12 protein-coding genes are annotated in these 17030 nt (G+C 54.7%); 5 read left to right on the forward strand and 7 right to left on the reverse strand.

Features of this window, described 5'->3' with window-relative positions; genetic code table 11:
• The 5 genes from K2I50_RS07275 to K2I50_RS07295 form a co-directional block, all read left to right on the forward strand.
• Positions 1-899 (forward strand): hypothetical protein (locus K2I50_RS07275; protein ID WP_301025650.1); only part of this gene is annotated, 899 nt, incomplete at its 5' end.
• A gap of 55 nt (positions 900-954) precedes the next feature.
• Positions 955-2151: an MG2 domain-containing protein gene (locus K2I50_RS07280; RefSeq protein ID WP_301025652.1), complete on the forward strand. Its 1197-nt coding sequence runs from the start codon at positions 955-957 to the stop codon at positions 2149-2151.
• Between the two features lie 254 nt (positions 2152-2405).
• Positions 2406-3854: an efflux transporter outer membrane subunit gene (locus tag K2I50_RS07285; RefSeq protein ID WP_301025654.1), complete on the forward strand. Its 1449-nt coding sequence runs from the start codon at positions 2406-2408 to the stop codon at positions 3852-3854.
• A gap of 79 nt (positions 3855-3933) precedes the next feature.
• Positions 3934-5061, forward strand: coding sequence for an efflux RND transporter periplasmic adaptor subunit (locus tag K2I50_RS07290; RefSeq protein WP_301025656.1), 1128 nt, complete (start codon positions 3934-3936; stop codon positions 5059-5061).
• A gap of 31 nt (positions 5062-5092) precedes the next feature.
• Positions 5093-8281 (forward strand): efflux RND transporter permease subunit, encoded by a 3189-nt coding sequence (locus tag K2I50_RS07295; protein ID WP_301025657.1) that lies wholly within the window; start codon positions 5093-5095, stop codon positions 8279-8281.
• A 1-nt stretch (position 8282) separates the two neighbouring features.
• Here K2I50_RS07295 and K2I50_RS07300 read toward each other — a convergent pair whose 3' ends face one another.
• The 7 genes from K2I50_RS07300 to K2I50_RS07330 all read right to left on the reverse strand — a co-directional run bounded on the left by K2I50_RS07300 (position 8283) and on the right by K2I50_RS07330 (position 16602).
• Complete coding sequence (locus tag K2I50_RS07300) at positions 8283-9095, reverse strand: glycoside hydrolase family 16 protein (protein WP_301025659.1); 813 nt, start codon at positions 9093-9095, stop codon at positions 8283-8285.
• Between the two features lie 111 nt (positions 9096-9206).
• Positions 9207-10196: a hypothetical protein gene (locus K2I50_RS07305; RefSeq protein WP_301025661.1), complete on the reverse strand. Its 990-nt coding sequence runs from the start codon at positions 10194-10196 to the stop codon at positions 9207-9209.
• Positions 10197-10365: 169 nt separating this feature from the next.
• Positions 10366-11412 carry a 4-phosphoerythronate dehydrogenase gene (locus tag K2I50_RS07310; RefSeq protein WP_301025663.1) on the reverse strand — a complete coding sequence of 349 codons (1047 nt, stop codon included), beginning with the start codon at positions 11410-11412 and terminating at the stop codon, positions 10366-10368.
• A 128-nt stretch (positions 11413-11540) separates the two neighbouring features.
• The gene (locus K2I50_RS07315; RefSeq protein ID WP_301025665.1) at positions 11541-12524 is read right to left on the reverse strand and encodes a hypothetical protein; all 984 of its coding nucleotides are present in this window, start codon (positions 12522-12524) and stop codon (positions 11541-11543) included.
• Positions 12525-12652: 128 nt separating this feature from the next.
• On the reverse strand, positions 12653-13933 hold the full coding sequence (purD, locus tag K2I50_RS07320; protein ID WP_301025666.1) for a phosphoribosylamine--glycine ligase: 1281 nt from the start codon (positions 13931-13933) through the stop codon (positions 12653-12655).
• A gap of 69 nt (positions 13934-14002) precedes the next feature.
• Entirely contained in the window at positions 14003-15679 is a 1677-nt protein-coding gene (locus K2I50_RS07325; RefSeq protein ID WP_301025668.1) for a THUMP domain-containing protein, read from the reverse strand.
• Complete coding sequence (locus K2I50_RS07330; RefSeq protein ID WP_301025670.1) at positions 15679-16602, reverse strand: serine O-acetyltransferase; 924 nt, start codon at positions 16600-16602, stop codon at positions 15679-15681. Before K2I50_RS07330 ends, K2I50_RS07325 begins: the two co-directional genes overlap by 1 nt.
• Positions 16603-17030: the final 428 nt, after the last annotated feature.

Consider the following 17030-nt stretch of genomic DNA (forward strand, 5'->3'; position numbering starts at 1 on the left):
CGCAGGGAATGCAAATCTCACTACGCGAAGTCGTGGTCCGCGCCACCAAAAAGCGCGAGGGGGCCAACGCCATCGACATACTTGCCTCCGCCTGTATCCATCCCGATGACAATCCCGATATCCGCAGCTACGAGCAGGCGCTGGCCAATGTCCCCGGTGTAAACGTGGTCAACGACCAATTGTATTTCCAACAGGTGCCGGTGGCTGTATGGGTTGACGGACGTTATATCGGCTCATCGCCGGCGGAGTTGAAGCGTCTGCGATACAAGAACCTATCGGTATATCCCGAACAGCATTCAAAGATAATGCGGCTGTCAGGGAAACCCAATCAAAATGCACAACCTCTCGGTTCAGAACCTTCTCCCTACTCAATTCCCTCCGAATCCACTATTGGCGTCACCCTTCCCGGCGCTGCGAGTACTATTTCTGATGTTCCCAACTCTATCGACACCGGCTTATTCAGCGACAAACTGAAACTTTCCGATCTGGAAAACATCTACCCGTTCATCGACAACGAGACGGTGTCATTCATCCCGCCGCATCTGTCGATGTTGTTTTACCGTAGCGCCCTCAACAACATCTCCATCCTTGACGAGAGGAACGGAGGCGTACTGAACATCACCACCAAGAATCCCGGCAAAATAAAGGCTGAACTCTCACCGGAATTTAAGCTGGTCATGCCACTTGGCTATCAGAAAAGAAAACAATACTACATGCCGGCATATACTCCTGAGGGTACCATCGAAGAGCAGAACGGCGCTACGGTCGCATGGATTCCGTCGGCCGATCTGTCAGGCGAGCTTGTTCTGCCGATTCCATCAGGAAAGGGTGCCTCCGACATCGCAGTTACCATCGAAGGGATTTCGCCCGAAGGCAAGACTGTAGATTACAGAAAATGACATGTAGACCCAATCTCCGGAAAACAAAACAATCCACACAATAACTACACTTCGTATGAAAAAGATAATCACCTCGATAATGACAGCAATCATGGCGGCAGGAGCAACCATGACAATGCATGCCGCCCTACACCCCGACAGCATCGCGGCGAGAATGGACCGCCAGTTGCTCGAATATCCGCAGGAGGCGATACACATCACCACCGACCAGGGAGTGTATCTCGCCGGCGACACCATCTGGATGCGCCCCTTTGTAGTCGATGCCGCCACCCACCGCCAGGCCGACGCAAGCCGCTACGTATATGTAGAGTTTTCCACTCCGACAGGCGAACTGGTAAAGCGCGTTAAGCTGCTCAAACACGAAGGCCGGTTTACCGGCTATATCCCTCTGCCGATAGAACTGCCCGAGGGGACATACACCCTGAGTGCCTACACCACATTCATGCGCAATCTCGGCCCCGAGTATTTCTTCCGGAAAGGGGTGAAGGTGCTCAGTCCCTACGCGCTGAGAGAAGGGTTCGACATCAAGAGCCTTGTCAACAACCGCATGACCGTAGAGCGTAAAAGCACTGTCAATCCCATGACGATAAAGGCCGGCGAAGAGGAGCGCATAATAAAGAAAGGGGAGCCGACCATCGAATTCCAGCTCTCGAAGAATGAGCGCAAGGCAGGCACCATACTCGTCAGCAACGGCAACTACAGCCGCTACATCAAGCTACCCTCGGCCGACACTACAATCTCTGTCACGCTCCATCCCGAGGGCGGCTACCTCATCCCCGGCACGCCATGCAAGGTGGGCGTGAAAGCCATCGGCACCGACGGTCTCGGACGCGACATTGCCGGCGAGGTTGTCGACAGCCAAGGCAAATCGATATGCAGCTTCGCCACACTCCACGCCGGTATGGGTACATTTACCATCACACCCAAGGCGGGCGAAAAATACAGCTTGAAAGTAGGCACCGACAGCTACGCACTGCCTGAGGCCGACAGCCGCGCGGCGGTAATCCACGTGGCCGGCAGCGAAAACAACCACAACGCGATTACGGCAAGCGCCGTGGGCAATGTGCCTGCCGGAGCCATGCTCGTGGTACATACCCGCGGTATCCTCAAAGGCGTATCGCCGATAGGAGCCGACTCACCTGTACGCATACCGCGCGAACGCCTCGGTGAAGGCATAAGCCAATTGCTGCTGATCGACGCCGACGGCAACCCCCTGAGCGAGCGCCTCGTATGGACAGCTCCGGAGGAATAACCCCAAATTTGATTGAATGCATTCGCCCCGGCTTTCCCACCTATAGGAAAAGCCGGGGCGAATGCCATATCCGGGTATGTCCGACATAACCAACTATCGGCTCGGGAGGGCGTTTAAAAGTTGTTAAATACAGTAGATGAATGCTAACTAATTGAGGCAACGGAAGGTTATAGTATCAATACGCCGAAGAGTTTCCGGGACTGATTCTCCAAAGGAAGCCTGAAACGTAAACCTTACTATAACTTCTCTGCCACATGTATCTGTTATTTCGCAAACCGGCCCGGTGTCTGCGCCACACCCTCCTTGCCGCCCTCCTTTCGCTCTACACCGCGGCGGCCTATGCCGGAGGAAATCATACGGGAGAGGCCGCGCTTACCGACTCCGTACCTGCCCACTGGACCTACGACGAGCACTTCAACCAGTCGATACCTACCGACGACAACTGGTGGCATCAGCTCGGCGACCCGCTGCTCGACTCACTGATAGTGCGCGGTATCGAAAACAATCCCAACGTAGTAATCGCCGGGAAGCGTATAGCCATGGCCAAGGAGGCACTCAAAGCCGCCCGCGCCGGATACTATCCATCGCTCGGACTACAGGGGGGCTGGACCAAAGCCCGCTCGTCGGGAGCTCTCGGCGACATGTCGATGCCAGCCACCACCGCCGATTATTTCTCGCTCGGGCTAAATATGAGCTGGGAAATCGACGTGTTCGGCAAAATCTCGGCCAAGGCCGCGCAACAGAAGGCACTGTACAACGCCACACGCGCCGAATATGCCGCTACGATGGTGACGCTATGCGCCAACATCGCCAAAGCCTACGTGAACCTGCGCGTATGGCAGGCCGAATGGCAGGTAGCCGTAGAGCACATAGCATCGCAGGAGAAGATAGTCAAGATAACCGAGGCTCGCCATGAGGCCGGACTCGCCTCAATGCTCGACGTGACACAGGCCCGTATCGTATACTATTCGACACAGGCGTCGATGCCCACGCTGCGCACATCGATACGCACTACCATCAACTCAATCGCCCTGCTGCTCGGGGTCTATCCGCGCGATATCAACGATTTGCTCGAGCCTCCGCGTCCCCTCCCCGACCACCGCCAGATAGTGCCGGTAGGTGTACCCGCCGAGCTGTTGCGCAGGCGTCCCGACATAGTGGAGTCGGAATACGAACTGGCATCCTACGCCGCTGCACTCGGCATAGCCAAACGCGACTTCCTGCCTACACTCTCGCTCAACGGAGCAATCGGGACAAGCGCTCACAACGCGGGCGACCTGTTTTCACGCAACAGTCTCACATATTCGATAGCCCCTACCCTCACATGGACTCTATTTGACGGAATGTCGAGGCGGGCAAATATGGCGAGCGCACGCCAACAGATGGAAATCGGCATCGAGAGTTACAACAACACCGTGATGACAGCCGTGGAAGAGGCCGACAATGCCATAACCACATATGCCGGCACCCTGCGCAACCTCGACATACTCGAAGAGGTGGTGGCACAGAGCCGCAAGTCGCTTGACCTGTCGCTCGACCTGTACAAGCGCGGTCTGTCGCCGTTCAACAATGTAGTGACGGCACAGATGAACCTTCTCGAGTACCAGAACTCGGTAGTGACAGCCGGCGGAAACGCCCTGACGGCTCTCATCACCCTCTACGAGGCCCTTGGCGGCGGCTGGGACGTAGCCGGCATGCAGTGAACCCGATGACTGATGCGACCTCCCTAAAAAATATCTTATCCTGCACTTCAGCGCTTAGACTACGCAAAAACCTACGATTATGAAAAAGATATACCATACGATGACAGCACTGTTGACATGCGCAGCAATGACAATAATATCTTCATGTCACAACCACAAAAGCTCCGACCACGCGGAAGGGATGCTCAGCGTCGATGTAGCCCGGCCTGTCACCGACTCTGTGATGCTCTACCGCACCTATCCGGGCACGGCCGGAGCCAGGGCCTCGGCCGACATCGTAGCGCGAGTAAACGGCACACTACTGTCGCGCGACTATACAAGCGGCTCGCTTGTCGACAAAGGCACCGTACTGTTCACAATAGAGCCTACTCAGTACAGCGACGCCGTAAAGCAGAGCCGCGCATCGCTTGAAACCGCCAGGAGCGAGTACACCTACGCCTCCAATCAGGCTGCGGCCATGAAAAAGGCCCTCGAAAGCGACGCCGTAAGCAAACTCGACGTAATCCAGGCCGAGAGCAACATGGAGCAGTCGGCGGCAGCCATAAAGGAAGCCGAGGCCCAGCTCAATCTGGCGCTGACCAATCTTGGCTACTGCACGATACGCGCACCCTTCAAGGGACATATCACGTCGTCGACAGTCGACCCCGGTGCCTATATATCCGGTGCCGGCTCGCCATTCACACTCGCCACGATATATGACGACGCCGAGGTAGTAGTGACATTCTCTATCTCCGAACCGCAGTACCAGCAGATGCTCGGTGTAAGAGGCACTCCGCAGGAAGAGATATTCCGCAAAGTACCGCTGTCGTTTGACAACGAACTCGCCCACACCTACACCGGCGACCTCTACTACACCTCGCCGATGATCGACAAAAGCACCGGTACAATCACACTCAAGTGTATCGTCGACAATCCCTACGGCGAACTTCGCGACGGCATGTATGTGACGGTTCACATGCCATTCGGAGCATCACCTCATGCTCTGCTGGTAAAGGACAGCTCGATAGGCACCGACCAGCTCGGCAAATACCTGTATGTGGTCAACGACAGCAACCGTATAGTCTATACACCAATCGAGACCGGCGACATATACCACGACTCACTGCGCATAGTCACAAAAGGTATCGGCCCCGAGAGCCGTTATGTCACCTCGGCCATGCTAAAGGTGCGCGACGGCATGGAGGTAAATCCAGTCGAGACAAAATAGCATTTTCCGTCATGCTCTAAAAAAGAAGCCCATGTTCTCAAAATTCTTCATAGACAGGCCTATATTCGCTACCGTACTGGCCATAATCATGGTAATCGCGGGACTGCTGACCATAAACTCACTGCCTGTCGCACAGTTTCCCGACATCACACCACCTACCGTCAGCGTATCGGCCTCTTATCCCGGCGCCGACGCAGAAACTGTGGCCCGCACCGTAGGCGTACCCATCGAACAGCAGATCAACGGCGTGGAGGACATGCTGTATATGAGTTCCAACTCAGGTAGCGACGGCAGCTACGGCCTTACCATCACATTCAAGCAGGGCACCGACATCGACCAGGCGGCCATCAACGTGCAGAACCGTCTGAACCAGGCCACTCCACAGCTCCCTGAAGCCGTGACGCAACAGGGTGTCACCGTCAACAAGGAATCGACCAACATCGTACTGTTCTGCTCGCTCGAGGGCGACAGCACCGGACGGTATAATGCCCTGTATCTCACCAACTACGCCAACATCAATCTCGTCAACGCACTGTCGCGCGTAGAGGGAGTGGGCGGAGTGCAGGCTTTCGGCGGCGGCAGCTACAGCATGCGCGTATGGCTCGACCCCGAAAAGATGCGCTTCTACAACCTTACACCCCAGGATGTCACCGCCGCCATACAGTCGCAGAACATGGAAGTGTCGGCCGGAGCGGTAGGCGCATCCCCGGCACCGACCGACGAGGCATTTCAGTTTACACTCGTAAGCAAAGGCAATCTCAACACAGCCCAGGAATTCTCCGACATAATCATCCGCAGCGGCGCCGACGGACTGCTGCGGCTCAAGGATGTGGCACGCACCGACCTCGGCAGCATCAGCTACTCGGCCACCACATTTGTATCGGGCCATGAGGCCGCACTGCTCGGCATCAAGCAGCTGCCGGGCGCCAACGCCCTGTCGGTAAGCAAGAACTCACGCGCCGAACTCGAACGCCTGGCACAATACTTTCCCCCGGGTGTGAAATACAATATCGTGCTCGACTCGTCGGACTTCGTAACAGCATCGATTGACGATGTGCTCGTGACCTTCGTCGAGACCACCCTCATCGTGATGATTGTCATCCTGCTTTTCCTGCAGAACTGGCGTGCGGTAGTCATACCGATGATTACCATTCCGGTGAGCCTCATCGCCACCTTCGCCGTAATGAAAATAATGGGATTCACCATCAATACCCTCACGCTCTTCGGCCTTGTGCTGGCAATCGCCATCGTAGTCGACGACGCCATTGTGGTGGTGGAAGACTGCTCGCGCCTTGTCGACGCCGGAAAACTCTCCCGACGGCAGGCAGCCGAAAAAGCCATGGAGGAACTTACCGGCCCGGTAATCGGCGAAGTACTCGTGCTGCTGTCGGTATTTATCCCCACAGCCTTCGTAAGCGGCATCACCGGCGAACTCTACAAGCAGTTTGCCCTCACGATAGCCGTATCGACGGCATTCTCCGGATTCAACGCCCTCACGCTTACCCCGGCTCTGTGCGCTCTGTTTCTGACACCGCGGAAGAAAACGAAATTCTTCATCTACCGGTGGTTCGACGCGGGATATCAGGCTACGGAGAATCTATACAAGCGCTGCATCCATACTCTGCTGAAAAGACCGTGGCTGTCGACATGCGGATTTATCGCGATAGCGGTATTCGGATTCATCCTGTTTATCAACCATCCCACAAGCTATGTGCCTCAGGAGGACCAGGGCTATTTCATGAGCTCCATCCAGCTGCCTCAGGGAGCGTCGCTTGAGCGCACCCAGAAAGTTGTCAACAAACTTTCCGACATGATACGCCGGGAGATACCCGAGGTCGAAAACGTGATGAGCATAAGCGGATTCTCATTCATGGGCGGAGGCGCGGCAAGCAATATGGGCTCACTGTTTGTGACCCTCACTCCGTGGAAAGAGCGTACAGGCAAAGGACAGGGTGTCGACGCCATCATAGAAAAAGTCGACGCCCTCGCCGCCCGCATGCAGGAACCGATAGTATTCTCCGTCAACCCGCCATCCATACCCGGGCTCGGCATGTCGGCAGGCCTGGAGATGCAGTTGCTCGACATCAACAACCACGGTGCGGCAGAGCTTGCAAAGGCCGTAGCATCGCTACAACAGGCCGCCGGAGAGGAGCCGGCAATCGAGCGCATCACATCGCTGTACCAGGGTGTAGTGCCACAATACCGGCTTAATATCGACCGCGACCGTGTGCAGATGCAGGGGCTTACGATGAGCGACGTGTTCAGCACCCTGAGCGGCTATACCGGAGGAAGCTATGTCAACGACTTCACGGAGTTTGGCCGAGTATTTCAGGTGACTATGATGGGCGACGAAGAGGCCCGCGGCAACATCAGCGACATAATGAAGCTGAGTGTGCGCAACGCATCGGGCTCCATGGTGCCGTTCGCATCGTTCACTACCATCGAACAGACCATGGGCGAACCATCCGCCTCACGCTACAACATGTATGGCACAGCGTCAGTGACCGCCACCCTCGCCAAGGGTTACAGTTCGCAGGAAGGTATAAAGGCTATGGAGCGACTCGTACAGAATACCCTTGGCAACAACTACAGCTATGCCTGGACCGGCGAGGCATACCAGGAGACTCAGTCGGGCACAACAGTGACCGCCGTGTTTATCTTCGCCATCATACTCACCCTACTTGTACTCGCGGCCCAGTATGAGAGCTGGACCGACCCGCTTGCTGTAGTTCTGGCAATGCCTGTCGCAGTGCTTGGCTGTGTGTTGGGATGTATCATCATGGGCCAGAGCATAAGCATCTACACACAGATCGGTCTGATACTCGTGCTTGGTCTGTCGGCAAAGAATGCCATTCTGATTGTGGAGTACGCCACCTACTTCCGGCGCAGCGGAGTGCTGATACCCGGCGCGGCGGAGGATGCCGGAGTAATCCGCTTCCGACCGATTATGATGACGGCAATCGCATTTATACTCGGTGTGATACCTATGATGACGGCCCACGGCGCAGGCGCCGCAAGCCGTGTGTCGCTCGGAACAGCGGTAGTGTTCGGGATGCTTGTCAATGCCGTGTTGGGTACACTGTTTGTGCCCGGATTCTGGGCGGCATTGCAGGGATTTCAAGAGAAGTATCTCGACAAGCTGTTTAAAGATGTCGACACGGTGCCTCCCGCCCCGATGGGCGATGACTCAACCACCGGGGGCGGCGCTACCGGAGTATGACCTATCGCCACTGGTAATATTTCACCCATGCCACCTCCATCTCTACCGGCAGCTGGTTGGCGTTGATTCTGCCCACCCAGCTGCCGCCGAGTTGCATATCAATGCGTAAATCCCACTCCTGATAGAACGGATACTGTCCGTCGACAGCCATGCGCGGATAGGTCAGCCGGTCGACACCGTCGATATGGAATACTACCTTGTCTTCTGTAATATCTACTCCATAGACATGGAAGTTGTTGACATCGGCAACCGGCGACTGGCGTGAATACAACGGGTTGTCTTTGTTGTTGTCAACATCAATATAGCCCGAGTGGAGAGTCTGATATATCGACTTGTCGAAATTGAGATGCTCCATTATGTCGATTTCGCCGTCGTAGGGCCAGCCCTTGTCGGAGCGGAAAGGCATCATCCATATCGCGGGCCACGCGCCCTGGGCCTGGGTCATGCGGGCACATACCTCGATACGTCCCGGACCGAATGCTTTCTTTCCGGCCGTGTAGAGACCTCCGCACAGATAATCGCGCGGGTCGGCATCCTTGTCGTCATTCACAATCCCATAGAACACAATCGAGCTGCTGCGCTTCTCATAGCAGCGGTCGTCGGTGCTCTGATATTTCTTCCAGTCGGGAGTACCCTCTGTGATGCGGCTCCATACCTGGTCGTCGATAGTCTCGCCGTCAAATTCGTCCTGCCATACCAGTTCCCAACCCGGCTCATTATTATTGTCGGTGACTATATTTTCATCGTCGCTACCGCCACAGGCGAGCAGCATGAGAGACAACAATGGCATTGACATCATTATTTTCTTTTTCATGGTATAAATGAAGTTTTTAAGTTATTAAATTTCGCGCTAAGATAGTGATAAATCTGGAAATTCGCTCAATATTACACGGATTCCTATTGAGTTTGCCTCCTATGCGGGGGCTCAGCGGGCATGGGAATAGCGAGGCGCCGTGAATTTATGGCGCGGAGAGGCTTTGGTGCGTGGCGTACGGGCTGTATCGAGCACAAATTGAAAACCGCAGGAAATCATCAGGTCATGTCCCCACCGCGGCGAAGACACAATCTCTTTCTCGGCAACCGCTCCGGGCATATGCATATCATTATTACCCGAATAATGATGGCCGCCCGGCGCGAAGTAACTGAGCCAAAGATGAGGATAATGGAACGGCAGACGATATCCGGCTTCCAACACGACATTGACGCCTCTCGCCAGCCGATAGCCTGCGGTCAGCCCGAAAGAGACATAATTCGACCTGATATGCCGGCATATCTCAAATTTCGGATAAACATAATTGTCATCCATCCGATAGTATATTCCCATTATATCATCATCCGCTCCCATGCAAAATATCCCGTATCCGGCTCTGGCCTGCAATACCCATTTCCTGTACTGCACCTGATATGAAATACCGACTTCGGCAGCCCCATTGAACAGAGGTCTGCCCATAAGGCATCCATCTGAAGAAGGTGTGACAAGTGGAAGCCCTGTGATATCGGCCCAATAACGGCGAGGCTTATAGGTGGAATACGAAGAGGAAAGATATACACCCCAATGGTGCAACGGATAGTATGCGATTCGGATTGTGAACCAGTTGACGGCATTAGGGCGCGGACCGGCCCAGTCGTGGCGGCTGCCATGCGACCCGAGAGATATGGCCGGCCCAATCAAAATGTCGAACATAAAGGGCCGGCGGAACGGGCGCATCCTGTACTCCTTGTTATGGCGTGCCAACATTGACTCCGGCCCTATGGCATCTATCTCGGGGAACGATACGGCAGGACATGACGATATAAGCGCGACACTGTCGGGCTCCACTCCGGCAATCGACAAATCGAGAGCCGGTCGGTCAGAGGCCATAGCCGATAAAATGCCTGAAATCCACAGGCACAACATAGCAATCCGTTTTTCCATGCGCTTTAAAAATCGCAAGTTAGCAATATTACCCCACAATTCAAAATTCCACTAAATTGAAAACATGAAAACTTGTGAGAGATTGCTTAATAAATGATATTCCCGCCGACAGGATTTTTAGAATTCTGTCGTCAGGAACATTATTATATCTATAGGAAAAAGATTATAGTCAGCGGACTTCGCCGCGGTAATTGTAGCCGTTGCGCAGGGCTTCGAACGCGGATGGATTGAGGCGCAGGGCCGCAGTGTCGGCAAGTGGATCGTAGGAAGACGCTATTTCATCGGCAGAAGGGTGCTCGGGGATAGGAAAGCCTACAGTCTCGGAGGGCGACACAGGGGGGAGCGCAAAGAAGCGGGATATAGCATCGAGCGCCATGGATGTAGCTCGGATTTTGCCCTCACGGGAATATCCTGCGATATGGGGAGTGGCGATGAAAGCCCTGTCGAGAAGTTCGGAAGAGATAGCCGGCTCCCCTTCCCAGCAGTCGATAGCCGCAGCCCCGACACTACCGTTGTCGATAGCTTCCACAAGCGCGACGTTGTCGACTACCGGACCGCGGGCACTGTTGATGATAAGCGGTCTGCGCTTGAGTGAGCTGAAAAATGCGGCATCAGCCATATGGTAGGTAGGATATGAGCCACTGCGTGTAAGGGGTGTATGGAAAGTGATGATATCGGCCTCACGGGCGGCATCGGCAAGAGTGGAGAATCCGTCGGGTCCTTCGTCGCGGGCGCGCAACGGGTCAACGCGCAGCACGCGCATACCCAGCCCCTCGCCCCAGCGGGCTACAATCGAGCCGACATTTCCTACTCCGACCACCGCCAGAGTGACATTGCTCAAGCCTGACACGCCGCCTTCTACACCAGTGGCATCCTCTACCTGCCCAAAGGCTTTACGGTAGGCCAGGATGGAGGCAAACACATATTGGGCAACAGCCGGAGCATTGCATCCGGGCGCATTGGCCACAGTGATACCGCGGTCACGGCAGTAGTCGAGGTCGATATGGTCGGTACCGATTGTGGCCGTGGCTATAAAACGGCATCGCGAACCATCGAGCAGTGAGGCATTGCACCGAGTGCGGGTACGGGTTATCAACGCATCGGCATCGCGCATCTTCTCGGGTGTAATCTCCTCGGGAGCGAGATATTCGACATCGGCCATGCCTTCGAGCAGGCCGTGGATGAAAGGTATGTTTTTTTCGATTATAAATTTCATAACGACAGAAAAGCAATCAATAATACAGCCATCACCGATAAAAGAGTGGCGTTTAAAGATTCAGACAGGATTTCCAATGATATTCCTGAGATTGAATGAAGTTAATCATACCGAAATTTACCGTCGGACTATAAGGACAGTGCCCACAGATAAAGCACGGCATATATACCTATAACACATATGACCGGAATATAGCTGCGCTTGCGTCGGTTAATTATAAAAAAGTGGCCCATCTGGATTGCTGTGCATACATTAAGCATCGGCAGGTAGATGACAAGGCGGTTGTAGTCGATTACCATAAGCGCCACCGTGGTGATGGCAAGAACTACAAGGAAACCGTTGTAGGCACGCGTGCGGGCATTGTAGCTGTATATCTTCAGCATATTGAACATTCCGAACCCGATACCGAGGGCCAGGGATGTGGCGGCATATACAAGCACCTGGGCTATCTTCATGGCCTCAAGCACCGAGAATAGGCTTACAAAATCGGGGAGTCTTATAGCCCCGACAGAGAGCACACCCGTGCCCCACGCTATCCACCACGGCGTAATGATACCCAGTATGGCGGCCAGCATGGTGCGCAATGTGATGCACCTCATCTGGAAGCATCCTACAAACAGAGCTATCAGATAGGCCGCACAGGTGATGTCGACCAATGCGCCGGCACTCACAATACAGAAGCTCGAAAATACCCTGCGCGTGCGCTCGGGGTCCTGGAAGGTGGTATAAAGCGGTATGAGAGAAAGCAGCACGACCACAGCGATGAATATGCCGTCGGACATACGCACAAAAAGCGTAGGGAGCGCCGCCTCCATCACCAGAAACAGTCCGGCAAAAAGATAAGATATGGAGCGCAGCACATTGTAGTGCTTATTGATGTATATAAGCAGAAGCGCTACGAAAAAGTTGAGCGCCACCGCCAATGCCAGAGACACAGGCGGGATGGCAGAGAACCACTCAGCAAATGAAAACATCAACGGCCCCCATCCGGTACCCGGCGCCATGGTCGGAGCCTGTATGTACGCACCGCCGGCTGCGGCAGCCGACATAATGGCCATCAGCATGAATCCGTAGCGCGAATGCAAGAAGTCGGTGATTCGTTGCTCTCTCATATAGAACAGGTGGGTAATCCGGAGGCCTCACCGTCATTGACAGCGGGCAGGCCGGGTAGTGTATGGGTGGTACAGACAGAATGAGGCGGCCTTTCAACCGCCTCTTCTATCTGATGAGTATATGTAGATTATTTTTCGAAAGCCATCAGGTCGCGGCCTATGTCGCGGCGGAAATTGGCATGGTCAAATGCAATTTCGCCGATTGAGGAGTAGCTGCGCGCAAGAGCGTCGGCTATAGAGTCGCCATAGGAGCTTACCGACAATACACGGCCGCCTGAGGTAAGCACACGTCCGTCGGCGTCGCGCGAGGTGCCGGCATGGAACACGATGCTGTCGGTCACCTTGTCAAGCCCGGTGATTTCGTATCCTTTGCCATATGAGCCGGGATAACCTCCGGACACCATCATCACGGTAACGGCGGTACGTGGGTCGTGGCGCAGCTCGAGGTCGCCGAGACAGCCTTCGGCAGCAGCCTTCATAAGCTCTACCAGGTCGGCATCGACGCGCAGCATCACAGCCTCGGTCTCGGGGTCGCCCATGCGCACGTTGTATTCGATAACCATCGGTTCGCCGCCTACGTTAATGAGTCCGAGGAATATGAATCCGCGGTAAACGATACCCTCCTCAGCGAGGCCCTTTACAGTAGGCTCGATAATACGCTCAGTGACCTTGCGCATAAACTCGTCGTCGGCAAATGGCACGGGGCTCACGGCACCCATGCCGCCGGTGTTGAGTCCGGTATCGCCCTCGCCGATACGCTTGTAGTCTTTAGCTACGGGGAGCACCCGGTAGCCTCCATTGCCGTCGGTGAGGACGAATACGGAGCACTCTATGCCCGAGAGGAATTCCTCGATGACCACAGTGGCGCTCGAAGAGCCGAACATGCCGCCGAGCATCTCCTTGAGCGATGCTTTGGCCTCATCGATATTGTCGATTATGAGCACGCCCTTTCCTGCGGCGAGTCCGTCGGCCTTGAGCACATAAGGAGCCTGAAGGGTTTCGAGAAACGCATATCCGTCCTCAAGTGTGTCGGCGGTGAAACTGCGATAGCGTGCGGTAGGTATGGAGTGGCGCATCATGAACGCCTTGGCGAAGTCCTTGCTCCCTTCCAGGGCTGCTCCGGCCTGCGACGGACCTACGACAAGCACACTCTCGTCATCCTTGAAATAGTCCCAGATACCTTTTACGAGCGGGTCCTCGTTGCCAACGACAATCATGTCGACGGCATTTTCCTTTACGAAAGCGGCGATTGCAGGGAAATCGACCGGCGATATGGCCACATTAGTACCGTAAGCACCGGTACCGCCGTTGCCGGGAGCGATATAAAGATTGCCTACGGCAGGGCTCTGACTGATTTTCCAGGCGAGGGCCGATTCGCGGCCACCCGATCCAAGCAGGAGTATATTCATTGGGATTATGCTTTGTGGTTGTATTGTCTATGTAAGTGGATGGATTCTTGACGGGATAGCCGGCCGGAATCAATCTTCGGAGGACTGTGCGGCAGAAGAGTCGGTATCGTTGCCTTTTACGCGACGCCATCCGCGTCGTGCCAGCGGCTGGGGCTGAGAGTCGCGGTTCATAATCTTGTCGAGCAGGGCCTGGTTGCGGCGTTTTGCCAGCGGGTTTTCCGACTCGACAGCGGGAGCTTCATCGCGGCGTGCTGCCGGCTTTCCGTCATTCCTGCGGGCGAAAGGCTTGCTGTCGTCGCGTCGGGCAAAGGGCTTTCCTCCAAATGAAGGCTTGCGGCCGAATCCGTTGGGGCGTTCTTCATCATCGTCGTAGCGCTTCTTGCGTCCGAGAGGTTTGGCACGATATTTCTCTTCAAGAGCATTAGGCTTGCGCTGCGGGCGGTCGGAGCCTTTGCGGAAGCGCGGATTGTCGCCGTCGCGGCCACCAAATCCTTTCTTGCGCGCATCGCGGCGCCATTCGTCGTCGGTCTTGCGGCGATTGCCCTTACCGCGCTGAGGAGCAGTATCCTTGTTCAGACGGTTGCCCTCGCTGCGGAAGCTCTTGTAGTCGCCCTCGAATATCTCGTATTCGCGCAGCTCGCACTCCAGCGAACCGTTGTAGAGGCTGATTTTGTGGGATGGGGCGAGGCCGATATGGCGCATGTGTTCATCCTGATAGCCGATAATCCATGCGTGGTATCCCTTGAACACATTTTTAAGACGGTTGCCGATGGTAGAATACAGCGAGGCCATATCGTCGACTGAAATACGCTCGCCGTAAGGGGGGTTAGACACAAGTATGCCTGCGGCGGGAGCCTCCTCCCACTTGGCTATAGGCTTGATCTGAAGGTCGACCCAGCGGCCTACTCCGGCCTGCTTGATATTTTTCTCGGCAATAGCAATCGCTTTGGGCGATATGTCGGCGCCGAGGATAGGATATTCGGGGGTGCGCTCCGATGAATCGTCGTTGTAGAGACGCTCGAACAGCTCCTCGTCGAAGTCGGGCCACTGCTCGAATGCAAAGTTGCGGCGGTATACGCCGGGGTTGATGTTGGCTGCAATCATCGCGGCCTCGATGAGGAATGTGCCTGAGCCACACATCGGGTCGACGAGCGGGCACTGTCCGTCGTAGCCGGCCTTGAGCAATATGCCTGCCGCAAGCACCTCGTTGATGGGGGCTTCGGTCTGAGCCACGCGATAGCCGCGCTTGTGGAGCGACTCGCCCGATGAGTCGAGCGACATGGTGACGCGATTGCCGTCGATATGCACGTTGATCATCACGTCGGCATCCTGGAGACGCACGCCGGGACGCTTGCCCTCGCCGAGACGATCCTGGAAGTAGTCGACGATAGCGTCCTTCACGCGATATGTCACATAGCGCGAGTGGGTGAATGTATCGGAATTTACCACGGGGTCGATGGAGAAAGTCTTGTCGACAGAGAGCAGTGAGCTCCAGTCCATCTCCTTGACCATATCATAAAGAGTATCGGGGTCGGATGCCGTAAACTTGCATATTGGCTTGAGTATTCTCAGGGCTGTGCGGCAGCAGAGATTAGCCTTATAGAGCATCTCGTTGTCGCCAGTAAACGATACCATGCGCCTTCCGGGGGTCACATTTTCGGCACCGAGGCGTGTAAGTTCGCCGGCAAGCACATCTTCCAGTCCCTGGAAGGTCTTGGCTACCATTTCAAAATTTTCCGATTTCATCACTGCTTTATTCTAAGTATATTGTCGGCCTTTGCCTGTATGAGTCGTTCGCCGGGCGCCACATCGTTGGTCACCCATATATTACCGCCTATTATGGCGTTGTCGCCTACAGTAATGCGCCCGAGTATCGAGGCGTTGCTGTAGATTATCACATTGTTTCCGATTATTGGATGGCGGGGTATCCCTTTTATCGGATTTCCCGATTCGTCGAGGTCGAAGCTCTTTGCTCCGAGTGTCACTCCCTGGTATATCTTTACGTGGTGTCCGAGTATCGCAGTCGCTCCGATTACCACACCCGTGCCATGGTCGATGGTGAACGATTCGCCGATAGTGGCGGCGGGGTGTATGTCGATTCCGGTCTCGCTGTGGGCGCGCTCGCTTATCATGCGGGGTATTATGGGCACGCCGAGCTTTACGAGCTCGTGGGCTATACGGTAGTTGGCGATGGCCTTTATGCCGGGATAGCAGTATATCACTTCCTGCACTGAGTCGGCGGCAGGGTCGCCATGATATGTAGCCTCGACATCGGTGTTGAGCACTCGGCGCAGCTCGGGAAGGGTCTCTATAAATGCAATAGCTTTGGCAGCGGCTTCGCGCTGTATGGCATCGTACTGCGGCATTGTGTCGGTGCACGTGCTCATTGATATGCCGGCATGTATCTGCTCAACAAGCAGATGGTAGAGTTTTTCCATCCACAGGCCGGTAAAGTAAAGCACATTTTCGCGGGTGACATCGCTGTCGCCAAAGAATCCTGGGAACACCAACGCACGAGAGAGCGTGACAATGTCGCGCACCGCCTCCTGCGACGGCAACGGCTCCCCTCGCCATTGCGAAGGGCAGATGTTGGTGAGGTTGTCGCCGTCGCTCAGACGCGCAACCGTTTGGCGAAGCACTGCTTCGGCTCTCTGGTTCAGTTCTATCATAGTGCTTTTTGCGGGGAGACGCTCTGCCTGATTATGCGGCGCCCCACTCTTTCAACCACAAAGTTAGCGTTTTTCCGACAATATCGCACAGAATTCCTGCTGAAATTAACAGGCATATTTTATACATTTATCATAATATATCTACACATTTCATTTATTCAATTTATAAGGCTAACAATTAATGCTCTTTTTCTGTGTGATTATATGCGGTTCTCCCATCATTCCATGTATCAATTTAAAATCCCCATTAAAATATGGTTGACGAGACATGTCAATATTCAATGTTGCAACATAGTTAATCTCTTTATTTGCTTCAACAACGATTGGCTTAGAAATATTACCTATATATACAATAACACAGATTCGTTAAAAATAAAGAATCTGTGTGATATAGGGCCTACTTATTTTGCACAGCCTATTGACCTGCA

The organism is Muribaculum sp. (genome assembly GCF_029051885.1).
GTDB lineage: Bacteria > Bacteroidota > Bacteroidia > Bacteroidales > Muribaculaceae > Muribaculum.